Source organism: Pseudomonas sp. 2hn (assembly GCF_019646095.1).
In the GTDB taxonomy this organism is placed as follows: domain Bacteria; phylum Pseudomonadota; class Gammaproteobacteria; order Pseudomonadales; family Pseudomonadaceae; genus Aquipseudomonas; species Aquipseudomonas peradeniyensis.
Genome location: NZ_CP081016.1, coordinates 3,942,048 through 3,965,355 on the forward strand (window position 1 = coordinate 3,942,048; position 23,308 = coordinate 3,965,355).

General features: G+C 65.9%; 23 protein-coding genes. 8 read left to right on the top strand and 15 right to left on the bottom strand.

The genetic code is table 11. The features are described 5' to 3' along the window. Window positions 1-5: 5 nt before the first annotated feature. Entirely contained in the window at window positions 6-968 is a 963-nt protein-coding gene (locus K2O50_RS17710) for a putative 2-dehydropantoate 2-reductase (RefSeq protein WP_050705066.1), read from the bottom strand. A gap of 223 nt (window positions 969-1,191) precedes the next feature. Here K2O50_RS17710 and K2O50_RS17715 point away from each other — a divergent pair, with 223 nt between their 5' ends. Next, window positions 1,192-2,268 (top strand): 3-deoxy-7-phosphoheptulonate synthase, encoded by a 1,077-nt coding sequence (locus tag K2O50_RS17715; RefSeq protein ID WP_028692615.1) that lies wholly within the window; start codon window positions 1,192-1,194, stop codon window positions 2,266-2,268. Between the two features lie 56 nt (window positions 2,269-2,324). On the opposite strand, the gene K2O50_RS17720 is transcribed toward K2O50_RS17715, so the two are convergent. Then, on the bottom strand, window positions 2,325-2,606 hold the full coding sequence (locus K2O50_RS17720) for a GNAT family N-acetyltransferase (RefSeq protein ID WP_028692616.1): 282 nt from the start codon (window positions 2,604-2,606) through the stop codon (window positions 2,325-2,327). 490 nt (window positions 2,607-3,096) lie between these two features. Here K2O50_RS17720 and oprI point away from each other — a divergent pair, with 490 nt between their 5' ends. Further along, on the top strand, window positions 3,097-3,348 hold the full coding sequence (gene oprI, locus K2O50_RS17725; protein ID WP_003259780.1) for an outer membrane lipoprotei OprI: 252 nt from the start codon (window positions 3,097-3,099) through the stop codon (window positions 3,346-3,348). Between the two features lie 230 nt (window positions 3,349-3,578). On the opposite strand, the gene K2O50_RS17730 is transcribed toward oprI, so the two are convergent. From K2O50_RS17730 to K2O50_RS17740, 3 genes are all read right to left on the bottom strand, one after another. Next, window positions 3,579-4,553 (bottom strand): L,D-transpeptidase family protein, encoded by a 975-nt coding sequence (locus K2O50_RS17730; RefSeq protein ID WP_050705065.1) that lies wholly within the window; start codon window positions 4,551-4,553, stop codon window positions 3,579-3,581. Between the two features lie 95 nt (window positions 4,554-4,648). Continuing rightward, complete coding sequence (locus tag K2O50_RS17735; RefSeq protein ID WP_028692618.1) at window positions 4,649-4,930, bottom strand: hypothetical protein; 282 nt, start codon at window positions 4,928-4,930, stop codon at window positions 4,649-4,651. Between the two features lie 58 nt (window positions 4,931-4,988). Beyond that, window positions 4,989-5,594: an arylesterase gene (locus K2O50_RS17740; protein ID WP_050705064.1), complete on the bottom strand. Its 606-nt coding sequence runs from the start codon at window positions 5,592-5,594 to the stop codon at window positions 4,989-4,991. A 10-nt stretch (window positions 5,595-5,604) separates the two neighbouring features. Between K2O50_RS17740 and K2O50_RS17745 the strand changes: the two genes are divergently transcribed. Together K2O50_RS17745 and K2O50_RS17750 are read left to right on the top strand one after the other, a co-directional pair. Continuing rightward, a complete protein-coding gene (locus K2O50_RS17745; RefSeq protein ID WP_220689922.1) occupies window positions 5,605-6,288 on the top strand; it encodes an ABC transporter ATP-binding protein in 684 nt (227 codons plus the stop codon). Then, entirely contained in the window at window positions 6,288-8,795 is a 2,508-nt protein-coding gene (locus tag K2O50_RS17750) for an ABC transporter permease (RefSeq protein WP_050705062.1), read from the top strand. Before K2O50_RS17745 ends, K2O50_RS17750 begins: the two co-directional genes overlap by 1 nt. Window positions 8,796-8,965: 170 nt before the next feature. Here the strand turns inward: K2O50_RS17750 and greB are convergent, their stop codons facing one another. The 4 genes from greB to K2O50_RS17770 form a co-directional block, all read right to left on the bottom strand. Next, window positions 8,966-9,439: a transcription elongation factor GreB gene (gene greB / locus K2O50_RS17755; RefSeq protein ID WP_050705061.1), complete on the bottom strand. Its 474-nt coding sequence runs from the start codon at window positions 9,437-9,439 to the stop codon at window positions 8,966-8,968. A gap of 88 nt (window positions 9,440-9,527) precedes the next feature. Further along, on the bottom strand, window positions 9,528-9,836 hold the full coding sequence (locus tag K2O50_RS17760) for a hypothetical protein (protein WP_050705060.1): 309 nt from the start codon (window positions 9,834-9,836) through the stop codon (window positions 9,528-9,530). Between the two features lie 246 nt (window positions 9,837-10,082). Next, a complete protein-coding gene (locus K2O50_RS17765) occupies window positions 10,083-10,517 on the bottom strand; it encodes a DoxX family protein (RefSeq protein ID WP_050705059.1) in 435 nt (144 codons plus the stop codon). 111 nt (window positions 10,518-10,628) lie between these two features. After that, entirely contained in the window at window positions 10,629-12,035 is a 1,407-nt protein-coding gene (locus K2O50_RS17770; protein ID WP_050705058.1) for a transglycosylase SLT domain-containing protein, read from the bottom strand. 158 nt (window positions 12,036-12,193) lie between these two features. Here K2O50_RS17770 and K2O50_RS17775 point away from each other — a divergent pair, with 158 nt between their 5' ends. The 3 genes from K2O50_RS17775 (at window position 12,194) to K2O50_RS17785 (ending at window position 15,025) form a co-directional block, all read left to right on the top strand. Next, entirely contained in the window at window positions 12,194-13,000 is an 807-nt protein-coding gene (locus K2O50_RS17775; protein ID WP_050705057.1) for a TatD family hydrolase, read from the top strand. An 86-nt stretch (window positions 13,001-13,086) separates the two neighbouring features. Then, window positions 13,087-14,565 carry a methyl-accepting chemotaxis protein gene (locus K2O50_RS17780; RefSeq protein ID WP_050705056.1) on the top strand — a complete coding sequence of 493 codons (1,479 nt, stop codon included), beginning with the start codon at window positions 13,087-13,089 and terminating at the stop codon, window positions 14,563-14,565. Window positions 14,566-14,656: 91 nt separating this feature from the next. Continuing rightward, entirely contained in the window at window positions 14,657-15,025 is a 369-nt protein-coding gene (locus tag K2O50_RS17785; protein WP_050705055.1) for an Mpo1-like protein, read from the top strand. A 59-nt stretch (window positions 15,026-15,084) separates the two neighbouring features. On the opposite strand, the gene K2O50_RS17790 is transcribed toward K2O50_RS17785, so the two are convergent. From K2O50_RS17790 to K2O50_RS17800, 3 genes are all read right to left on the bottom strand, one after another. Beyond that, window positions 15,085-15,882, bottom strand: coding sequence for an acyl-CoA thioesterase II (locus K2O50_RS17790; RefSeq protein WP_050705054.1), 798 nt, complete (start codon window positions 15,880-15,882; stop codon window positions 15,085-15,087). An 83-nt stretch (window positions 15,883-15,965) separates the two neighbouring features. Next, window positions 15,966-16,733: a CHAD domain-containing protein gene (locus tag K2O50_RS17795; protein WP_050705053.1), complete on the bottom strand. Its 768-nt coding sequence runs from the start codon at window positions 16,731-16,733 to the stop codon at window positions 15,966-15,968. A 14-nt stretch (window positions 16,734-16,747) separates the two neighbouring features. Beyond that, entirely contained in the window at window positions 16,748-17,026 is a 279-nt protein-coding gene (locus K2O50_RS17800) for a hypothetical protein (protein ID WP_046854892.1), read from the bottom strand. Window positions 17,027-17,184: 158 nt separating this feature from the next. On the opposite strand from K2O50_RS17800, the gene K2O50_RS17805 reads away from it, so the two are divergent. Beyond that, window positions 17,185-18,225, top strand: a complete 1,041-nt coding sequence (locus K2O50_RS17805; RefSeq protein ID WP_050705052.1) for a patatin-like phospholipase family protein — start codon at window positions 17,185-17,187, stop codon at window positions 18,223-18,225. A 219-nt stretch (window positions 18,226-18,444) separates the two neighbouring features. Here K2O50_RS17805 and K2O50_RS17810 read toward each other — a convergent pair whose 3' ends face one another. The 3 genes from K2O50_RS17810 to lon all read right to left on the bottom strand — a co-directional run bounded on the left by K2O50_RS17810 (window position 18,445) and on the right by lon (window position 23,308). Continuing rightward, window positions 18,445-20,304 (bottom strand): SurA N-terminal domain-containing protein, encoded by a 1,860-nt coding sequence (locus tag K2O50_RS17810; protein ID WP_050705051.1) that lies wholly within the window; start codon window positions 20,302-20,304, stop codon window positions 18,445-18,447. 180 nt (window positions 20,305-20,484) lie between these two features. Further along, complete coding sequence (hupB, locus tag K2O50_RS17815) at window positions 20,485-20,757, bottom strand: nucleoid-associated protein HU-beta (protein ID WP_011533117.1); 273 nt, start codon at window positions 20,755-20,757, stop codon at window positions 20,485-20,487. A gap of 154 nt (window positions 20,758-20,911) precedes the next feature. Beyond that, window positions 20,912-23,308 carry an endopeptidase La gene (lon, locus tag K2O50_RS17820; RefSeq protein ID WP_050705050.1) on the bottom strand — a complete coding sequence of 799 codons (2,397 nt, stop codon included), beginning with the start codon at window positions 23,306-23,308 and terminating at the stop codon, window positions 20,912-20,914.

Below are 23,308 nucleotides of genomic sequence, written 5' to 3' on the forward strand. Positions count from 1 at the left end.
GGGCTTCAGGCCTGCCGACTGCGCCGGTCGATGAACGCCAGGGCCTGGTACAACGCCTCCATGCGCGGCAACGCGCAACCGGCCGCACGGGCCCGGGCCAGGGGCTCGGCATAGATCGCCTGCAGCTCAAGCGGCCGCTGCTGGACATGGTCGTGGTACATGCTCGGCCAGTAGTCCGGCATCTTCTCGGTGATGCGGAACAGGTGCTCGGCGTAGCCCGCCGGCAGCTCGCGGCCACAGGCCTTGGCGCCCGTCACCACTTCGGCCATCAGCGCCTGGATCAGCGTGCGGCTGTCGGCATCGCCCATCAAGGGCGTGGTGCTGGCCTGCAGCAACACCGAAAGGCCGTTGTAGGGCACGTTCCACACCAGCTTCTGCCAGCGCGCCTGGTCGAGGTCGGCCATGGCCTGGGAGTCGATGCCCGCGGCCCGGAACAGCCCGGCACCCTCCTCCACCACGGCGGCCCCGCCATCCTTCGCCGGGCCACTGTGATAGCCCAGGTTCACCGCGCCCAGCGACTGGTGGCGGATTTCGCCTGGGCCCTCGCGGTTGACGCAGATGAAGCACAGGCCGCCGAGCAGGTGCAGGTCCGGGCGCAAGGCCGGGCGCAACTGCTCCTCGACCCCAAGGCCGTTCTGCAGCAACACCACCCGGGCGTCGGGCGCCGCTGCCTGCACGATCAGGGGCGCCAGCTCCGCGTTGCTGGTGGCCTTGGCGCCTACCAGCAGCCAGTCGCAGGGCGGCATGTCGGCGGCACGGGCGTACGCCTGCACCGGCATGTGCACCTGGCCGTGTACCGTGCTGTCGAGCCGCAGCCCCTGCTCATGCACAATCTGGTACTCGCTGCGCAGCAGAAAGTGCACGTCGAAGCCGGCGCGAGCCAGCATCAGGCCGTAGAAGCCACCGATTGCGCCGCTGCCGATGATGCCGATGCGGGGATTGCCAATGCGAGGGTCGAGGGACGCCATGCCGTGCTCCTGGTCGAGAGTCATTGTTGTTGGACAGCCACTATACCTGCGTACCTGCCCGCATTTGCCAGCCGATGGGCAAAAACCCCGTATCGACGGGCCCCAGCCCATTGTCGCGCCCCCGCTAACGCGCTAAGGTTCGGCCTCCCCGCTGCGAATAATCTGCTGCTGGGCCGCACGGGGAACGTTGGCGGCCGGCACCCGTGACCTGACGAGTAACACGATGGCTGATTTACCGATCGATGACCTTAACGTTGCCTCCAACGAGACCTTGATCACCCCCGATCAGCTCAAGAAGGAAATTCCCCTCAGCGCCAAGGCCCTGCAGACCGTGACTGCCGGCCGTGAAGTGGTGCGCAACATCCTCGACGGCAAGGACCATCGCCTGTTCGTGGTGGTCGGCCCCTGCTCGATCCACGACATCAAGGCCGCCCACGAGTATGCCGAGCGCCTGAAGGTGCTGGCCGAGGAAGTCTCCGACACCCTGTACCTGGTCATGCGTGTGTACTTCGAGAAGCCGCGGACCACCGTCGGCTGGAAAGGCCTGATCAACGACCCGTACCTGGACGACTCGTTCAAGATCCAGGACGGCCTGCACATCGGTCGCCAACTGCTGCTGGACCTGGCCGAGAAGGGCCTGCCCACCGCCACCGAAGCGCTCGACCCGATCTCCCCGCAATACCTGCAGGACCTGATCAGCTGGTCGGCCATCGGCGCCCGCACCACCGAATCCCAGACCCACCGTGAAATGGCTTCGGGCCTGTCCTCGGCGGTCGGCTTCAAGAACGGCACCGATGGCGGCCTGACCGTGGCCATCAACGCCCTGCAGTCGGTATCCAAGCCGCACCGATTCCTGGGCATCAACCAGGAAGGCGGCGTGTCCATCGTCACCACCAAGGGCAATGCCTACGGCCACGTAGTGCTGCGCGGCGGCAACGGCAAGCCCAACTACGACTCGGTCAGCGTCGCCCTGTGCGAGCAGGACCTGGTCAAGGCCAAGATCAAGCCCAACATCATGGTCGACTGCAGCCACGCCAACTCCAACAAGGACCCAGCCCTGCAGCCGCTGGTCATGGAGAACGTCGCCAACCAGATACTCGAAGGCAACCAGTCGATCATCGGCCTGATGGTCGAGAGCCACCTGAACTGGGGCTGCCAGGCCATTCCGAAGAACCTCGACGAGCTGCAGTACGGCGTGTCGGTCACCGATGCCTGCATCGACTGGGCGGCCACCGAGAAGACCCTGCGCAGCATGCACGCCAAGCTCAAGGACGTGCTGCCCAAGCGTCAGCGCGGCTGACTTCTTGCGCAAACGAAAACGCCGGGCAATGCCCGGCGTTTTCATGTGTGGGTAGCTTAGACCTTGCTTGAATGGCGCTGCTGGCGCTCCATGTAGCGCTCGACGTAGGAGCACGACGGAATCACGGTGTAGCCCATCTGCTCGGCATAGGCCAGGGCCTGCTCGGTGAGCGCCGCGGCGATTCCGCGACCACGCAAGGCGTTGGGCACGAAGGTGCGATAGATGTCCAGCGTCTGCTTGCCCAGGTCCATGTACGTCAGATAGGCCCGGTGACCGTCCACGGTGGTCTCGAACTGATGACCGGCCTGGTCATGGTGGATGGTCAGCGTTTCGCTCATCACTACTCCTCGCAGGTCTTGTCGGCAGACCCTTACCTTACCGATGTGGTTTATCCGGCGGAGGAACCTCTACGCCACCTGTTGCCCCTTGGACAGCAGCGCGACTGGGATCGTTCTGCGTCGATGGCACCCTCAAATAGTAGGCGCCGCCGGCGAGAATGCTCAAGCTGCGCAGAATGAAAATGCTGACAGCCTCCCGCCCAAGGCCCGGCAACAGCAACCGGATGTTCTTGGGCTATGACGCCCGCCGACAGTTAAAGTCACCCTTAGTTCAACAAAAAGTTCCTGTACTACAATCGCTTGCGAAGGCTAGCCCGGATTTTCACAGTTTGTTTACAAACCCCGTCGCCGGAGGCCTGCGCAGCATTTTTTTTGCAGTTCTTGCGCTCAGTCAGTTTACTTACTACAAGTAATGGGTACTATGTACGCCGGCCAGTTTCTCTTTTCCGAGAGATGGCTATTTAATAGAAAGTCCTTGAAGGGGAACACGATGAACAACGTTCTGAAATTCTCTGCTCTGGCTCTGGCCGCAGTTCTGGCTACCGGTTGCAGCAGCGTATCCAAAGAAACCGAAGCTCGCCTGACTGCTACCGAAGACGCAGCAGCTCGCGCCCAGGCTCGTGCAGACGAAGCCTACCGCAAAGCTGACGACGCTCTGGCAGCTGCTCAGAAGGCTCAGCAGACCGCTGACGAAGCCAACGAGCGCGCTCTGCGTATGCTGGACAAAGCCAGCCGCAAGTAATAATCCTCACGGATTGTTATGGAGCCGACCCACTTGTGGGTCGGCTTTTTTATTGCCTGGACAAAAGCCGGACGGTGCCACCCAAACAACTGGGGCCGCCTGGCGACCCACCCCGGGACAAGCCTACGCCTAAAGGCATGGCGTTCGCCGTACCTGTAGGAGCGGGCTTGTCCCGCGATGGGCCGCAAAGCGGCCCCAAAGTGCCCCGCTAGTTGCCAGCGGGCAATCGCTTACTGCAGTTCTGGCGGAATGCTCGATACCATCGGCGCGCTTGCGCCATTGGTTGGCACCGCGATCTCGACCGGCATGCCGTCCTCGGCCGCCACCACATCGCGAACCATGTCCCAGTTCATGCGCAAGTTGTTGGCCAGGTCTTCACGCTTGAGCAGGGCGTTGATGACCGCGGTGTGCTTGTCGACCACCGACGGGTTGCCGTGGTCGTCCAGCGGCGTGTGCGCTTCAAGGTAGACCTTGCCGGCGCTGATACCGAACTTGTACGGCTCGTTGATGATGCGCACCGGAGTGCCCACCGGAACCATCTTCGACAAGGTAAGCACGTTGTTGTTGAGCATGCGGAAGCAGCCGTGGCTGGTGCGCATGCCGATGCCGAACTTCTTGTTCGAGCCGTGGATCAGGTAACCCGGCACACCCAGGGTGAACTTGAATGGCCCCAGCGGGTTGTCCGGCCCGGCCGGCACCACGGCCGGCAGGATGTCGCCATCGGCGGCATGCTCGGCGCGGATCGAGGCTGGCGGGGTCCAGGTCGGGTTCGGGGTCTTGGCGGTGATCTTGGTGTTGGCGATCGGCGAACCCCAACCCTCGCGGCCGATGCCCAGCGGGAAGGTGTGCACCACGTTCTGCCCTTTCGGGTAGTAGTACAGGCGGTACTCGGCCAGGTTGATGACGATGCCTTCACGCGGGCCCGGCGGCAGGATGTAGCGGGTCGGCAGGACGATCTCGGTGCCGGCGCCCGGCAGCCAGGGGTCGACGCCCGGGTTGGCGGCTATCATCTCGAGGTAGCCGAGGTCGTTGGCGGTGCCGATATCGGCGAAGGTGTCTTCGTACTTGGCCTTGATGGTGTGGACCTGGCCGACGACGTCTTCACCGGGAGGTGGCAACGGCAGTTCCAGCGCAACAGCGGGGCCTGTCGCCAGCATGGCGGCCAGGGTCAGGCTACGGGTGACGGCGGGAAAGCGCGGCAACATCCGGGAAATCCTTCGAAAGATCAGTCAAGACGACGATTGTACACCCGCGCCTATAAAGAGCGGGAGGCGCATGCGTTTCAGATGATGAAAGGCGTTCAGAGTTCCGGCCACACCGGACGCATGCCGCGCCGCTGGGCATCGAGGATCGCCCGGCACAGCGGGCATAGGCGCTCGTCGCGGTAGATCGCCCGCTCCACCCCCGACCAGCGCGGTTGCGCCGGCAGCAGGCCGCCGCACAAGGTACGGTCGACCGGCACGCCCAGCTCGAGCTGGCGGGCGGCCAGGTGGATGCGCACTTCCTGGCAGGCAAACAGGTCGAGCTGCTCATCGGGCTCGATCAGTTGGTAGGCGTACAGGGACCAGGCGGGGCGCGGCATCGGGGGCACTCGAAACGGGGGGCGCAACATTAGCCGAAAGCGGCCCCCGATAAAAGCGTCACAGCAAGGGTTTTATCGTCGGCCAGGCATTTTCCAGCAGGCGCTGCTGGGCAGCCGCCGCCGGGTGGATGCCATCGGCCTGCATCAACTCCGGCACCCCGCCCACGCCTTCGAGGAAGAACGGCACCAGCGGCACCTTTTTATCGGTGGCCAGCTGTTCATAGACCTGGGCGAACGCCGTGGTGTAGCGCACGCCATAGTTCGGCGGCAGGCGCATGCCCAGCAGTACCACCTTGGCACCGGCCTGGCGGGACTGATCGATCATCGCGGCAAGATTCTGTTGCAATTGTTGCGGCGGCTGTCCGCGCAGGCCGTCGTTGCCTCCCAGCTCCAGCACCACCAGGTCCGGCTTGTGCGCCGCAAGCAGCGCAGGCAGCCGCGCCTGGCCACCTACGCTGGTGTCGCCGCTGATCGAGGCATTGACCACCTGGTCGTCGAAACCCTCCTTCTTCAACTGCTGTTGCAGCAGGCTGACCCACCCCTGGCGGGTATCCAGGCCAAAACCGGCGCTGATACTATCGCCGACGACCAGCAGCGTTCCCGCCGCCGCGCCCTGGGCCAGGCAACACAGGGCCAGACCGGCACTCAACCACCACATTCGCATCGGATTCTCCATGGCCCCCAGCATTCTCGTTGCGCAGAACCTTAGCAAAGTGGTCCCCAGCGCGGAAGGCGACCTGACCATCCTCCACGCCCTCTCCCTCGACCTCGCCCAGGGCGACAGCCTGGCCATCGTCGGTGCCTCCGGCTCCGGCAAGTCCACGCTGCTGGGCCTGCTTGCCGGGCTCGACCGACCCAGCGCCGGCAAGGTGATCCTCGCCGGCCACGACCTCGGCCCGCTCGACGAGGACCAGCGCGCCCGGGTGCGCGCCGAGCACGTGGGCTTCGTGTTCCAGTCGTTCCAGTTGCTCGACAGCCTCAACGCGCTGGAGAACGTCATGCTGCCGCTGGAACTCGACGGTCGGCGCGATGCCCGCGAACACGCCCGCGACCTGCTCGAGCGGGTCGGTCTGGGCAAGCGCCTGAGCCACACCCCGCGCCAGCTCTCCGGCGGCGAGCAGCAGCGGGTGGCGATCGCCCGCGCCTTCGCCGCGCAGCCGGCGGTGCTGTTCGCCGACGAGCCCACCGGCAACCTCGACAGCCACACCGGCGAGCGCATCAGCGACCTGTTGTTCGAACTGAACCAGGAGCGCGGCACCACCCTGGTGCTGGTGACCCACGACGAGCGCCTGGCCAAGCGCTGCCGCCGCCTGATCCGCCTGGATGCCGGTCGCCTGGTGGCGCCCCTGGAGCCCTGATGACCCGCCTATCGTTCCCGCGACTGTGTGTCCTGGCCCTGCGCCAGTTACTGCGCGATGCTCGCGCCAGCGAAGTGCGCGTGCTGTTCTTCGCGCTGCTGGTGGCGGTGGCGGCCAGTACCGCCATCGGCTACTTCGGCGCCCGCCTCAATGGCGCCATGCAGTTGCGCGCCAGCGAGTTCCTCGGCGCCGACCTGGTCCTGCAGGGCAGCGCCCCGCCCAGCGCGCAGCAGATCGCCGATGGCACGGCGCTGGGCCTGAGCCATGCGCGGGTGGTGGAGTTCACCAGCGTGGTCGGCGGCGACAGCGGCATCCAACTGTCCAGCATCAAGGCCGCCGACCCCGCCTATCCCTTGCGTGGCCAGCTGCGCAGCGCGGCGGCGCCCTACGCCGAGGAAACGCCCGGCGGCGGCCCCGCGCCGGGCGAGGCCTGGGTCGAGCCGCGCCTGCTCGCGGCGCTGGGCCTGGCCATCGGCGACAGCATCGACGTGGGCATGAAGACGCTGCGCATGAGCCGCGTGCTGACCTACGAGCCCGACCGCGCCAACAATTTCTACAGCCTGACCCCAAGGGTGCTGATGAACCTCGCCGACCTCGACGCCACCGGGGTGATCCAGCCCGGCAGCCGGGTCAGCTACCGCGACCTGTGGCGCGGCGATATCGATGCCCTGCAACAGTACCGGCAGACGGCGGAAAAAAGCCTGGCCGCCAACCAGCGCCTGCTCGACACCCGCGACGGCAACCGGCAGATCGGCGGCGCCCTGGGCAAGGCCGAACGCTACCTGAACATGGCCAGCCTGGTGGCAGTGCTGCTGGCCGGCGTCGCCGTGGCCCTGTCGGCCAGCCGCTATGCCGCGCGGCGCCTGGACGCCAGCGCCCTGTTGCGCTGCCTGGGATTGTCCCGCCACCAGGCCCTCGGCCTCTACAGCCTGCAACTGGCCATGCTCGGCGTCGCCGCCGCGCTGGCCGGCGCCCTGCTCGGCTGGCTGGCGCAGCTGGGGCTGTTCCGCCTGCTCGAGGGCCTGCTGCCCAGCCAGGTGCCACCCGGCGGCCTTACCCCGGCGCTGGCCGGCATCGGCACCGGGCTGGTGGCCCTGGCCGGCTTCGCCCTACCGCCGCTGGCGGCCCTGGGTCGGGTGCCGCCGCTGCGCGTGCTGCGCCGCGACCTGCTGCCGCTGCCACCAAGCAGCTGGCTGGTGTACGGCGCCGCCCTGCTTGCCCTGGGTCTGATCATGTGGCGCCTGAGCCTGGACCTGCTGCTGACCTTCGCCCTGCTCGGCGGCGGGCTGATCGCCGCCTTGCTGCTGGGTGGCTTGCTGTTGCTCGGCCTGCGCAGCCTGCGCCGCTTGCTGGCCGGCGCGCCGCTGGCCTGGCGCCTGGGCCTTGGGCAATTGCTGCGCCACCCGCTGGCCGCCGCCGGCCAGGCCCTGGCCTTCGGCCTGATCCTCCTGGCGATGGGCCTGGTCGCCTTGCTGCGCGCGGAACTGCTCGACACCTGGCAGGCGCAGTTGCCCAAGGACGCGCCCAACCATTTCGCCCTGAACATCCTGCCCGACGAGCGCCAGCCGTTCGCCGAGCGCCTGGCCCAGATCAACGCCAGCGCCGCGCCGCTGTACCCGGTGATCCCCGGCCGCCTGACCCATATCAACGAGCAGCCGGTACGCCAGCTGGTCAGCAAGGAGTCCACCGGCGAGCGCGCCATCCAGCGTGACCTCAGTCTGACCTGGGCCGCCGAGCTGCCCCAGGGCAACGCCCTGAGCGCCGGCCAATGGTGGCAACAAACGCCCGCCGACGATGAAGTCCCCGGAGTTTCCGTGGAGGCGGAGCTCGCGCAGAGCCTGCACCTGCAACTGGGCGACCTGCTGACCTTCGACATCGGCGGCCAGCAGCGCCAGGCGCGGGTCAGCAGCCTGCGCAGCGTGCACTGGGACAGCTTCCAGCCCAACTTCTACATGATCTTCCAGCCAGGCACCCTGCAAGGCCTGCCCACCACCTACCTGACCAGCTTCTACCTGGCGCCGGGCCACGACCAGGAGATCGTCGCGCTGTCCCGGGCCTTCCCGGCGGTGACCGTGCTGCAGGTCGACGCGTTGCTGGCGCAGCTGCGCAGCATCCTCGCCCAGGTCACCCTGGCGGTGGAGTACGTGCTGCTGTTCGTACTGGCGGCGGGGCTGGCGGTGCTGTTTGCCGGCCTGCAGGCGACCCTCGACGAGCGCATCCGCCAGGGCGCCCTGCTGCGGGCGCTGGGGGCGGCGCGCCCGTTGCTGGTCAAGGCGCGGCGCATCGAGTTCGGCCTGCTCGGCGCGGCCAGCGGCGTGCTGGCGGCGCTGGGGTGCGAGCTGATCACCTGGGCGCTGTACCGCTATGCTTTCGACCTGCACTGGGCACCGCACCCGTGGCTGCTGGCGCTGCCGCTGGCCGGGGCGGTACTGGTGGGCGGGGCCGGAGTGGTCGGCACGCGTCGCGCGCTCAATGCCAGCCCGCTGGCGGTGTTGCGCGAGGGTTGAAAATGAAGCCTTGCGCAGTGATCGGAGGCTTACGCTTTCTCCTGTAGGAGCGGCCTCGCGCCGCGAAAGGGCTGCGAAGCAGCCCCGGGATATCAGCACCAAGGCAACGATTGCTGGGGCCGCTGCGCGGCCCTTTCGCGGCGCAAGGCCGCTCCTACAGGAATCGCCAGCTAGAGGTTGTAGCGGATGCTGTTCACATACCAGGTCGCCTCGCCCGTGGGCGTGTGCACCAGCACTTCGTCGCCCTCCCCCTTCTTGAGCAGGGCCCGGGCCATGGGCGAGTCGATGGAGATGTAGTCGTTGCGCCCGTGGATCTCGTCATAGCCGACGATGCGAAAGCGCAGCTGCTCGCCGTCATCGTTCTCGATCTCCACCCAGGCACCGAAGAACACCTTGCCTTCCTGCTGGGGCGAGTACTCGACCACCTTGACGTCTTCCAGACGCTTGCGCAGGTAGCGCACGCGGCGGTCGATCTCGCGCAGCAGCTTCTTGTTGTACTGGTAGTCGGCGTTCTCGCTGCGATCGCCCAGCGAGGCCGCCCAGGTGACCTTCTGGGTGATTTCCGGGCGATAGACCCGCCACAGGTGATCAAGCTCCTGCTTCAGCGCGGCATGGCCTTCTACGGTGATGATGTTGGTGCTCAACGACTGTCTCCTCAGTGCATCCACGGCGAGCGTCATGCGCCCACCGGGAGACCGAGCTTAACGAAAAACGACTGGACGCGACACGCCCTCAACGGCGGGTGATCAGGCCCTGGCGAGCGATGCGGGTGAGCTGGCCGATGACCTCGGCAGCCTCTTCTGCCGCGGGCGCCTGGATCACGGCCAAGTCGAAGCGATCATTGCCGTACTGGTCGAGCTGTTCACAGCTGTCGGAGAACTGGATGAGGAAGGCACAGGCCTGGCCCTTGCGCCGGGAAAAGCCGTCGAGATTGCGCAAAAGCGTGGGTTGATGCTGGCCGCCGAGCAGGATGCGCGGGGTACGGGAAGCCTGGTTCTTGGCCAGGGGGGTCAAGCAGACACTGGTACGTGGGCAACTCATGGAGTCTCTCTCCGCCTCGCTGTTCCCGCTGGGCAGCGGTGGGAGGCGTCACCGAACCAGCGCTTTAGCGGTATTTCGGATGACCCGTCGGGGCCTCTCCTGCGCCCCGCAAGTAGCTGTTTAAATCGGCGCAATCGGTATGCTAGAGGCTGACGCAGGAAGTTACAAGCGCTTGTGCAAACGCAATCGCGGGCCCAGCCCGCTCCCACACGTTTCGTGGGAGCGGGCTGGGCCCGCAATCGATAATCAGCGTGCGATCAGGCGGTCCAGCGACAGGCGACCCGCGCCCTCGATCAGCACCGCCACGGTACCGGCCATCAGCGCCAGGGCGAACTCGTAACCGTTGTTGGACATGAACAGCCCGTTGCCGATATGCACCGAGAAGATCGCCACCACCAGGGTCACGCTCAACGCCAGCGCCGCCGGGCGGGCCAGCAGGCCGACCACCAGGGCCAGACCGCCGAAGAACTCGGCGCTGCCGGACAGCAGGGCCATCAGGTAGCCCGGGGCCAGGCCGATGCTTTCCATCCACTGGCCGGTGCCTTCCAGGCCGTAGCCGCCGAACAGGCCAAACAGTTTCTGTGCGCCATGGGCCATGAAGATGATGCCGACCAGGATACGCACGACGCTCAGGCCATAACCGGCGCGGGTGGTGAACAGGGCTTTGAGGGAGTGATTCATGTTTGCTTCCTTGTTTGAGCAGGTGTGTGTTGGATGAGCGCCATCTTAATCAAATCATCGAATAAGAAAATCGCAATAATCGCGTAAATTCTATCGAGTAATTCGATTTGTTTAGCGCTTCGCCACACGCTCCAGGGAAGCCCGCTCGCGGTTGAACGCGAGGAAGTACTTGTTGACGCTGTTGACGAAGTTCACCGGCCCCATGCCCACCTGCTCCATCGCGATGCGCTCGGTCTGGAAGAACCACTGGTTGCCATTGAGACCCCGTCGCCGGGCCTCGGCACGCATGGCCTGGACCCGCTCCGGGCCGAGGTTGTAGGCGGCCAGGATGAAGGCCATGCGCTCACGCTCGTTGAGCTGCGGGCTGGCGAAGAACTTGCGGCGGATCAGCGCCAGGTAGCGGGCGCTGGCCTGGACATTGCCGTCCACCGTGGTGGTGTTGCTCACCCCCACCCGCTGGGCCGCCGACGGGGTGATCTGCATCAGCCCGTGGGCGCCACCGGTACCACGCGCCTTGGGATCGAGGGTCGACTCCTTGAACGCCAGGGCGGCCAGGTTGAGCCAGTCGAACTGTTGGTCGCCACCGTGCTTCTGCAGCACCGGGCGCACCGACTCCAGGCGCTGGCGATCCTGTCGAGCCAGCGGGTTGTGCACCCGGTACTGGCGCCGATAGATGCGCTCGAAGGCCGCGTCCTGATTGTCGGGCGCGCGGTAGGTGGCGAGAAAGCGATCCACCGCCGCCTGCAGCATCGGCGCGTCCTGGCGCACATACCAGCGCATGGCCTGGGGCGGGGCCAGCTGCAGCTTGCTGTCCACCCGCAGGCGCGGCATCACCCGCGCCCAGCGCTGGGCGATCGGTCGCTCCACCACGGTCAGCGGGTAGATGCCGGCCTGGACCATCTCCAGCACATCCTCCACCGCCAGCGTCGGGTCGACCCATTCCACCTTGATCGGCGCCCGCTTGCGCAAGGCCAACTGCTGGTTGATCGCCTGGATCGCCGCGCCCGCGGCACTGGCGGTGGTCAGCGCGACGGTGCGCCCGGACAGCTGCTCGGGGCGGCTGTAGCCGCGTTCGCCCTTGCGCCCGACCAGTTGCAGCGGCACCTGGTCGACCACCGGGGCACTGACGCCGACTCCGCGCACCACGCTCGGGTCGAGCAGCTCGCCGGGGGCGGCGAGATCGCCCTCGCCGCGCTGCAAGGCCGCGAGCAGCTGCTCCTTGGCGCGGGGGATGATCTTCAGGGTGATTTCCTGGCCGTCGGCGACCCGGGCATTGAGGGCGTGCTCCAGGGCGCGCAAGCGGTAGTACTCGACGCCCACCGGCTCGCCCTTGACCTCGCCGGAGCTGTTGCGGCTCTGGTTGACCAGCACCCGCAGCACCTTGCTCGAACGGATCTGCGCCAGGTCGCGCGCCTGGCTGGTCGGTACATGTTGCTGCGGCCCGGCATCAGCGGCAGCGGCAGGCCCGCCGGCCAGCAGCCCGGACAGCAACAGGCCAGTCAAAAAGGTTCGCAACATGGGGAAAAGGGTCCGAGAGCGGTTGGCGGGCACCATGTGCTGTGATCGATCCGTGATAAATGACCGCAACAGACCACGGCAAACGTTTGAAGTTCTTGGTTTTTTCTCGATATCCCGGTTTTTGCTATGCTGGCCGCCCCGCGGCACGAGGTAGCACCATGCAACTGATCGATATCGGCGTCAACCTGACCAACAGCAGTTTCCACGACCAGCAGGCCGCCATCGTCGAGCGCGCCGTGGAAGCCGGCGTGGCGCAGATGGTCCTTACCGGCACCAGCCTGGACGTCAGCGCCGAAGCCCTGGAACTGTGCCAGCGCCTGGACGAGCCCGGTCAGCGCCTGTTCAGCACCGCCGGTGTGCACCCCCACGACGCCAGCCACTGGAACAGCGGCAGCGAGCGCCAGCTGCGCGAACTGCTCGCCCAGCCACGGGTGGTGGCCGTGGGCGAATGCGGCCTGGACTTCAATCGCGACTTTTCCCCGCGCCCAGCCCAGGAAAAGGCCCTGGAAGCGCAGCTGGCGCTGGCGGTCGAGCTGCGCCTGCCAGTGTTCCTCCACGAGCGCGAGGCCAGCGAGCGCCTGCTGGCAATCCTCAAGGACTACCGCGACCAGTTGCCCGCCGCCGTTGTGCACTGCTTCACCGGCGAGCGCCAGGCACTGTTCGCCTACCTCGACCTCGACCTGCACATCGGCATCACTGGCTGGATCTGCGACGAGCGCCGCGGCACCCACCTGCATCCCCTGGTCGGCAACATCCCCGAGGGCCGCCTGATGCTCGAAAGCGACGCGCCCTACCTGCTGCCCCGCAGCCTGCGGCCCAAGCCGAAGAACGGTCGCAACGAGCCGGCCTTCCTGCCCGAGGTGCTGCGCGAAGTGGCCCTGCATCGCCATGAAACCGCAGCGCACACCGCCGCCCACACCAGCGCCTGCGCCCGCGCGTTCTTTGGCCTGCCTGAGGTTTCTTGACGCATATCAACAAGGCCCCTGGCCTTGGCGGGCACAATGATGGCACCTTGCCAATAATGTTTCCGCCAACTCAGAGAAGACCTGCCATGGGTGCCTGGCTTAGCAACGTTTCCCTCAAATACAAGTTCTGGGCCGTCAATGCCGTGGCCTTCGTCACCACCCTGATGCTGGTGCTCTACGCTGTGTACCTGGAGCAGCAGGCCCGCGCCACCGGCGCCCAGGCAAAAGTCCAGGCCCAGGCCGAACTGCTGGCGGCCTGGCCCGCCGGGCAGGCCCTGCCCGCCCAGGCCAACCTGATCACCTGGCGCAATGGGCAAACGCCACAGTTCGCCGGCGAACCCCTCGAAGCCCTGCGCGACGGCCAGGGCTGGGTCGAGCTGCCCGGTGCCTGGATCCTCGGCGACAACCCGCTGCGCGGCGCCCAGGTACTGCGCCGGGGCGACCAGCAGCTCGCGCTGATCGCCCAGTCGCCGAGCCTGCGCCAGGTCTATTTCGACCGCTTCAGCAACTACGCCGTGTGCGTGCTGATTCTGATGCTGGCGATGCTCTGCGCCTCGCAGCTGTTGATCCGTTTCCTGCTCAGCCAGCTCAACACCCTCAAGGACGTGATGCTGCACGTGGAGAAGACCGGCGACCTCTCGGCCCGGGTGCCACTGGCCTGCGGCGACGAAGTCGGGCAGATGGCCGGCGCGTTCAACGCCATGCAGACCACCTACCACCGCGTGGTCAGCACCGTGGCGCGCACCGCCGCGCAGCTGGACTCTGGCGCTGCGCGCCTGGCCGGCAGCATGGACGAGGTGCGCCACGGCATGATCGGCCAGCAGAGCGAGACCGACCAGGCAGCCACCGCCATCAACGAGATGACCGCCACCGTCCACCACATCGCCCAGCATGCCGGCGCCACCCGCGACCTGTCGCAGACCGCCGACACCCTGGCCGGCAGCGGCCAAGCCGTGGTCAGCCGGGTGCAGGACTCGATTGCCGGGCTGTCCAGCGGCGTGCAGCAGACCGCCGAGATGATCCGCCAGCTGGCCGACGACAGCCAGAAGATCAACGGCGTGGTCGGGGTCATCCACAGCATCGCCGAACAGACCAACCTGCTCGCCCTCAACGCCGCCATCGAGGCGGCCCGCGCCGGTGACCTGGGCCGCGGTTTCGCCGTGGTCGCCGACGAGGTGCGCAACCTGGCCAAGCGCGTGCAGACCTCCACCGACGAGATCACCACCATGGTCGCCGACCTGCAGGCCGGTACCCGCGATGCGGTGGATTTCATGCAGGAAAGCTCGTACAAGGCCGACGATTGCGTCAAGCAGGCCCGCGAAGCCGGCGAAGCCCTGGCCGAGATCACCAGCGCCGTGGCGCAGATGCGCGAAAGCAACACCCAGATCGCCGTGGCTGCCGAGCAGCAGAGCCAGGTGGCCGAGGAGATGAACCGCGCCGTGGTCAGTATCCGCGACGTGACCGAGGAAACCGTGCAGCAGACGGTGGGCTCGGCCACCACCAGCAGCGAGCTGGCAACCCTCGCCGGTGAGCTGAACAAGGCGATCGGCCAGCTCAAGCTGTGACCTTCGCCGGCTATGGCCACCATAGCCAGCCTCGATTGGCCCCCGCCCGGGGGCCGCACTAAGCTTTGGTCAGGCCCCAGAGGATCTGTCCATGAGCAAACGACTGCCCAACCTGCCCGCCTGGCAATGGCGCGGCTATCACCACAACCATCGCCACCCCGCCAACCTGGTGCTGCACCTGATCGCCGTGCCGCTGTTCATCCTCGGCGCGCTGCTGGTACTGTCGGGGCTGTTCGCGCTGGACCTGTCGCAGATCGCCGTGGGCATCATCGCCCTGGCGGCCGGGCTGGGCCTGCAACGCCAGGGGCACCGCCTGGAAGCCGAGCAACCCGAGCCGTTCACCGACCGCAAGGACGCCGTGCAGCGCCTGCTCACCGAGCAGTTCATCACCTTCCCGCGCTTCGTGCTGAGCGGCGCCTGGTGGCGGGCCTGGCGCGAGCGCCACAAGCACCGCCACTGACTGAAAACATCACCCGGCGTGGGAGCGGGCTTGCCCCGCGATTGACTTGATGAGATGGTTCAGGCGAACACGGTCACCGTCTGCCGGCTCAACGCCAGGAGCTCACCCTCTGCCGTCCACAACGCTGCGGCCGCATGCCCATAGCCATCACGGGCATACTCGGTCTCGACCACATAGCGGCACCAGTCGAGGGTCGACAGCTGCGGCGTGGGCTGCACGAACTCGATGGTCCAGGTCAGCGTGCTGCCCGCGGCGGGCTGCTTGAGATACGGTAGCAGGCTGGGCGGCCAGGCATCGACCAATGCCAGCAGGTGCGCCACCCCGACCGGCTCCTCGGCGACATCGCGCAGGCGTACCCAACCACCCATATGGCGTGAGTCGTTGCCACTGAACGGCAGGCCGCCCACCGCCCAGCGAAACGCCACGTGCTGCATGAACTGCGGTGTGATGCCCTTGATGAAGGGCAACTCCGGCGCCGCCTCCTGCAACGGCTTCATCGGCATCGCGGCGGGCGCGTCGACCGCCACCACCGAAGGGCGGCCGGCACCGAAGCTGCCCTGCACCAGGGTCACTACCTGGCCATCCTGCACGGCGCGTCCGAGCAAGGTGCTGACCGCCTTGCCCTCGCGCAGCACCTCGACCTCCAGGCTGATCGGCAGATCCGGCGCCGCCGGGCCGACGAAGGTAATGGCCAGCGAACGCACCGGTCGGTCGTCGCCCAGCTTCTGGCGCATCGCTTCGTGCACCATCGCTGCCATCAGGCCGCCGAATACCGCGCGCCCCTGGGCCCAGCCGGCGGGCACGCTGATGGCCTCGGGGTGCGCGCGGGCGGCTGTCAGCAATTCTGTGAAGTTCATGTGCCAGGGCTCCTGCGGGAAAAGAACCGATAGTAACCAGCGATCACGCCAGCCACAGCCCGCATATCGGTCATTTGCCGGGACTAACGGCGCGCCAGAGCCTTTTGCAGTGCTTCGAGGGTGAGGTCGGAACGCGCCTCGGCGGCATGCAGCTCATGCTCCCAGGCCACCTTGCAGCCGAGCAGGTCGCTGTGCTCGCGCACCTGCAGCAACCACTGCATGCGGTCGTGCCAGTCGCCCAGGTCGCCCTGGGCCGCCTTGAGCAGGCGCTGCAGCTTGTTGCCGGCGTGTTCGAGCTGTGGGTAGGCCTGGTCGCCATAGCGCACCCGCTTGATCAGCAGGCGCAGGCGGTGGCGGTCGTGGGCAGGGTCCGCCAGGGCCGCCTGCAGCTTGTGCCATTGCTTGTGCAGGCGCTTGTCGATGCGCAGTCCCAGCTTCGCCGCCAACCCCTCACGGCCGGCGGCACGCAGGAACATCGGGAACGCATCGAGAATCGCCAGCACGCGGTTGAGCTGGGCGCTGGCCGCGACACCGGCATAGGTGCGCGCCCTGCCCTCCTGGCGACGTTCGCCTGCCTGCACGTGCCCACGGCCGATCAGCTGCGCCGCCAGCACCTCGCGGTCACGCAGCGGCGTGGTCAGCGTGCCCAGCGCCCCGGCCGCCTGCTCGAGCTGCTCGACGCCCGGCAGGCCACGCAACGGCCGCAGCAGGCTGCGCAGACGCCGCAAGGTGATGCGCAGGTCGTGCAACGCCTCACGGTCGGTGTCGGCGGCCAGGCGTTCGCGGCAGGCCAGCAGGCGCACCTGCAGCGTCAGGATCTGGCCGACCACATGATCGAGCATGGCGGACATGGGCAGCTCCTCGGTCAACGCCCGGCGCGGGATTCACGAATGTAGAAACGGGCCTTCTCGGCCTTGCGGGTGCAGCCCTCGAAACCCTCGAACTGCTGCTGGGTCTTGGCGCCGGTCAACAGCGACAGCGCCTTGGAGTAACTCACGGTGCCGGCAAAGCCTTCGGCCTTGGCCAGGTCCAGTTCCTTCCAGGCGGCATCGAGCTGGGTCGCGCAACTGTCGCGATAGGCCGTCTTGCCCGCGCAGCCGGCCAGGGCCAGGGCAATCAGAGGAAGGGTGATCCAGGCTTTCATCGGTAATACCTCGAGGGTGAAAAACTAAGGTGGCCGTTCGACGGCAAAGCAAACGAAAAGTGCCCTGCTCAGCGTAGTCCAGCGCGGACTACATTGAAGCACAGGTGGTAATGGGTGCATTGTTGGACCATGGTGGCACAGCTGCGGGGGAAAAGGTCATGGGCAAACGCGTGGCATTGGTGCTGGGCTCCGGTGGTGCCCGGGGGTACGCGCACATCGGCGTGATCGAGGAGATCGAACGGCGCGGCTACGAGATCGGCTGCATCGCCGGCTGCTCGATGGGCGCGGTGATCGGCGGCATCTACGCTGCCGGCAAACTCGACGAATACCGCAGCTGGATCGAGAGCCTGGACTACCTCGACGTGCTGCGCCTGGTGGACGTCAGCTTCCGCCTGGGGGCGATTCGCGGCGACAAGGTGTTCGGGCAGATCCGCAAGATCGTTGGCGAGATCAACATCGAGCAGTTGCGCATCCCCTACACGGCGGTCGCCACCGACCTCACCAACCAGCAGGAGATCTGGTTCCAGGAGGGCTGTCTGCACCAGGCCATGCGCGCCTCGGCAGCCATTCCCAGCCTGTTCACCCCGGTGGTGCAAGGCAACCGCACGCTGGTCGATGGCGGCATCCTCAACCCGCTGCCGATCGTGCCGGTGGTGTCCAGCCACTGCGACCTGATCATCGCCGTCAACCTCAACGCCACCAACCAGAAACAATACCAACTGCCGGTGATCGAACGCCCGGCGGCGTTCAAGATGCGCTTCGATGCCTTGATCAGTTCGCTCGGCTCGCGCCTGCCGTTTCGCCGCAAGCCGGCCGAGCAATTGATCCGCCTGGAGCAGGAAATCACCGCCGAGGGGCTGGCCAGCCCCAACCCGTGGCTCGCTGAAAGCGCCGCCCCCGAGGGCCAACAGCCGGCGGCCGCGCCGCAGAGCGAGGGGGCGCCGAAATCGGCTACCGGATCCTTCATCGTCGACAACGTCGGGCCCGCCTCCCTGCTCGACCTGATCAACCAGAGCTTCGAGGTGATGCAGACGTCACTGGCGCAATACAAGATCGCCGGCTACCCGCCGGACGTGCTGATCAACGTGCCCAAGCGCGTGTGCCGGTTCTTCGAGTTCTACAAGGCGCCGGAGCTGATCGCCCTGGGGCGGGAGGTTGCGCGGGATACGCTGGACAATCATGAAGGGGTTCGGCGGTAGCTATGCGCGCGCCCTGTAGGAGCGGCCTTGTGCCGCGAGAGGGCTGCGCAGCAGTCCCGGCAATTGCAGCGTCAACGCTGAAATCCTGGGGCCGCCTTGCGGCCCATTCGCGGCACAAGGCCGCTCCTACAGAGAAAGAGAGTTGAGGCAGCAGAGCGTTCAGATCATCGGAAACAAAACAGGCCGCATACGCGGCCTGTTTCGTGATCAGCGCGCCACTCAGTAGCGCGTGATGTCGGCACTGCCTTCAAGCAGCTTGCGATAGGCCGCGAAGTCCTGCGAGCCGGCACGCGAAGCGAGGTAGCGACGGATCTGCGCCTTCTCTTCGTCGGTGGCGGCGGCGCCTTCGTTGACGCCCTTGAGCTGCAGGACCACCAGGCTGCCGTCGGCCAGGACCACGCTGCCGTAGACCGGCTTGTCCTTGGCCGCAGGCTTGCCGAGGCGGAACACCGCCTGCAGCTCGGCCGGGTCGATACCGTCCTGGCCGCGGGTGACCGCTTCGTGGACTTTCCAGCCCTGGCCCTCGGCCTTGGCCGAACCCTCGCGCAGGCCGGCGATCAGCTTGTCAGCCTTGGCCTTGAGTTCGGCAATCGCCTTCTCCTTGGCCAGGTGCTCGCTGATGTTCTTGGCCACGGCCTCCAGCGGCAGTTGCTCAGGCTTGCGGTGCTCCTTGACGCGCAGCACCACAACGGTCTCCGGATCCAGCTCGATGGCGTTGCTGTTGGCGCCTTCTTCCAGCACCTGCTCGCCGAACGCGGCCTGTATCACTGCACGGTTGGCGGTGATGCCTTCGCCACCCTCACGACCGAAGGCCGCCGAGGTGTGCACCTTCAGACCCAGGTCCTGGGCCGGCTGGGCCAGGTCCGAGGCTTCGAAGGCGGTGTCCTCGAGCTGCTTGGTGGCCTCGACGAAGCGCTGCTCCACCTGCTGGGTCTTCAGCTCGTGGGTCAGCTTGTCCTTCAGGCTGGCGAAGCTCGGCACGTCCGGCGCCTGCACGCCCAGCAGCTTGATCAGGTGGTAGCCGAACTCGGTGCGCACCGGTGCGGACACCTGGTCCTTGTTCAGCTTGTACAGCGCGTCCTCGAAGGCCGGGTCATACACGCCAGGGCCGGCGAAGCCGAGGTCGCCGCCAGTATTGGCCGAACCCGGGTCCTGGGAGAATTCCTTGGCCAGCTTGGCGAAGTCCTCACCCTTGTCCAGGCGCTGCTGGATCTCTTCGATACGGGCCTTGGCCTTGGCATCGTCGGTCTTGTCGTTGACCTCGATCAGGATGTGCGCGGCATGGCGCTGCTCGCCCAGGTTGGCGATCTCCTTCTCGTACAGGGCCTTGAGCTCGCCGTCGTCGACCTTGACCTGGTCGAAGAAGGCCGACTTCTTCAGCTCGAGGTAATCGATGACCACCTGGTCCGGGGTCATGAATTCCTTGGCGTGCTGGTCATAGTGCGCCTTGACTTCGTCATCGCTCACCTTGACCGCGGCCGGGTCGGCCTTGAAGGTCTGCGAAGCGAAATCACGGGTCTGCTTCTCGAGGCGGGCGAAGGCCTCGACCTGCTTGTCGGTGACGAAGCTGCTGCCGGCAAGGCCGGTGCGCAGCTGGCCGATCAGCATTTCCTGGGCGAGCATCTCGCGGAACTGCATGCGGCCGTAGCCCATCTGGCGGATGACCGAGTCGAAGCGCTCGGCGCTGAACTTGCCATCGACCTGGAATTCAGGCGTCTGCAGGATCAGCTGATCCAGCGCGGCCTCGGAAAAAGCGAACTTGGCATCTTCGGCACCCTGCAACAGCAGCTTGCGATCGATCAGCCCCTTGAGCGCGGCTTCGCGCAGCATCTTCTCGTCCAGCAGCGCAGGGTCGAAATCCTTGCCCAGCTGTTGCATCAGCTGGCGGCGCTGCATGTCCACGGCCTGGCTCAGCTCGTTCTGGCTGATGGTCTGGCCGTTCACCTTGGCGGCGTCCTGGCTATGGCTGGCGGCCTGGAAAATGGCCTCGAAGCCGGTCAACGCCATCAACACGACGATAAGGCCGATGATGGTCTTGGCAATCCAACCTTGTGAATTGTCCCTGATATTCTGCAGCATGCGTCCCCCAGAAACGGCTGTACCACTGCGTCGACAACCGCGGAGCGTGGGTAGAATCCTGATAGAAGAAAGGCGCATCCAGTGGATGCGCCTTTTCGAAGCGAGCGTGCCAGCGGGAACGTTTGCGACCCGCCGTCACGCGGTCGGCCCTGACGATGCCCGGGCCGGCTGAAAGACGACTTAGTTGACGGCGTCTTTCAGGCCCTTGCCAGCCTTGAAACCTGGAACCTTGGCGGCAGCGATCTTGATCGCCTTGCCGGTTTGCGGGTTGCGGCCGGTGCGCTCGGCGCGCTCCTTGACCGAGAAGGTACCGAAACCAACCAGTACCACATCGTCACCTTGCTTCAGGGCGCCGGTGACGGATTCGATGACTGCGTCCAGCGCACGGCCGGCTACAGCTTTCGGGATGTCAGCAGATGCGGCGATAGCGTCAATCAGTTCCGACTTGTTCACTCTAAGTCCCCTTATTTCTCTATTGAGTTTGTTTCTAAGTATGTAATGAAAAGCTTAATGAAACGAGCGCTGGGTGGCCTGTTGACACTGGCGTGCCGTTTTATAGCAAGGGGCCGAAAATGCTGTCAACCAAAGCCCCCCAGCGAAATACGTACTAGTGCGTGCTGATTCTTTCCTTAGCATCGCCGTCGCGCTTCTCATCTTTCGCGACAATCTCCGGAGCCACATCTGGCAAGGGCTCCGGGGCGTATTGCAGCGCAATTTGGAGGACTTCGTCAATCCATTTGACCGGTTTGATCTGAAGATCCTGTTTGATATTTTCCGGAATCTCCTTCAGATCGCGAACATTCTCCTCGGGAATGATCACCGTCTTGATCCCGCCCCGGTGTGCCGCCAGCAGTTTTTCCTTGAGGCCACCGATGGCCAGGACCTGGCCGCGCAGGGTGATCTCACCGGTCATCGCCACGTCGGCGCGTACCGGGATCTGGGTCAGGGCCGACACCAGCGCGGTGCACATGCCGATACCGGCGCTCGGGCCGTCCTTGGGCGTGGCGCCTTCGGGCATATGGATGTGAACGTCGCGTTTCTCGTGGAAGTCTGCAGCGATCCCCAGGCTCTGGGCACGGCTGCGCACCACCGTCTGCGCGGCGGTGATCGACTCGACCATGACGTCGCCGAGCGAGCCGGTCTTGATCAGCTGGCCCTTGCCCGGGATCACCACGGCCTCGATGGTCAGCAGCTCGCCGCCCACCTGGGTCCAGGCCAGGCCCGTTACCTGGCCGATCTGGTCCTGCTGCTCGGCCAGGCCGTAGCGGAACTTGCGCACGCCCAGCAGTTGCTCGAGCTGCTCGCCGCTGACCTTGACCTTCACCTGCTTGGCCCCGGTGTGCTCCTTGACCACCTTGCGGCAGACCTTGGCGATCTGGCGCTCCAGGCCACGCACCCCGGCTTCGCGGGTGTAGTAGCGGATGATGTCGCGGATGGCCGAGACCTCGACCTCCAGCTCGTCCTTCTTCAGGCCGTTGGCCTTGACCTGCTTGGGCACCAGGTACTTGACCGCGATGTTGATCTTCTCGTCCTCGGTGTAACCCGGCAGGCGGATGACTTCCATGCGGTCGAGCAGCGCCGGCGGGATGTTCATCGAGTTCGAGGTGCACAGGAACATCACGTCCGAGAGGTCGTAGTCGACTTCCAGGTAGTGGTCGTTGAAGTTGTGGTTCTGCTCGGGGTCGAGCACCTCCAGCAACGCCGAGGCCGGATCGCCGCGCATGTCGCTGCCCATCTTGTCGATCTCGTCGAGCAGGAACAGCGGATTGCGTACACCGACCTTGGTCATTTTCTGAATCAGACGACCGGGCATCGAACCGATGTAGGTACGGCGGTGGCCACGGATCTCGGCCTCGTCACGCACGCCGCCCAGGGCCATGCGCACGAACTTGCGGTTGGTGGCGGCGGCGATCGATTCGGCCAGCGAGGTCTTGCCCACACCGGGCGGACCGACCAGGCACAGCACCGGGCCACGGATCTTCTTCACGCGCTTCTGTACGGCGAGGTACTCGAGGATACGTTCCTTGACCTCTTCCAGGCCGTAGTGGTCGGCATCGAGGATTTCCTCGGCCTTGGCCAGGTCCAGGCGCACCTTGCTCTGGGCCTTCCACGGCACCTGCACCAGCCAGTCGAGGTACGAGCGCACCACGGTGGCCTCGGCCGACATCGGCGACATCTGCTTGAGCTTGTTCAGCTCGGCCTGGGCCTTGGCCAGGGCATCTTTCGGCAGGCCGGCGGCATCGATGCGCTTTTTCAGCTCCTCGACTTCGTTGTGGCCTTCGTCGCCATCGCCGAGCTCCTTCTGAATGGCCTTCATCTGCTCATTCAGGTAGTACTCGCGCTGGCTGCGCTCCATCTGCTTCTTGACCCGGCCACGGATGCGCTTCTCGACCTGCAGCAGGTCGATCTCGGCGTCCAGCAGCGCCAGCACGTGCTCGACGCGGGCCTGCAGGTCGACGATCTCGAGGATCTCCTGCTTCTGCTCGATCTTCAGCGCCATGTGCGCGGCCATGGTGTCGACCAGGCGGCCCGGTTCCTCGATGCTGTTGAGCGAGGACAGCACTTCGGCCGGGACCTTCTTGCCCAGCTGCACGTACTGCTCGAACTGCGACAGCAAGGTCCGCACGAACACTTCGGACTCGCGCTCGGCGGTCTCGGCTTCGTCGATCAGGCTGACTTCGGCGCGGATATGGCCGTCGACTTCGTTGAAACGCTCCACGGCGCCACGCTGCTCACCCTCGACCAGCACCTTGACGGTGCCATCGGGCAGCTTGAGCAGTTGCAGCACAGTGGCGACGGTACCGACGCGATACAGGGCATCTTCGCCCGGATCATCGTCGGCCGGATTCTTCTGGGCCAGCAGGAGGATCTGCTTCTCGCCCGTCATCGCCGCCTCAAGGGCTTCGATGGACTTCTCACGCCCCACGAACAGTGGGATGACCATGTGCGGATAGACGACGACGTCGCGCAATGGCAAAAGAGGCAAGTCGAGGGTGGTCTTCAT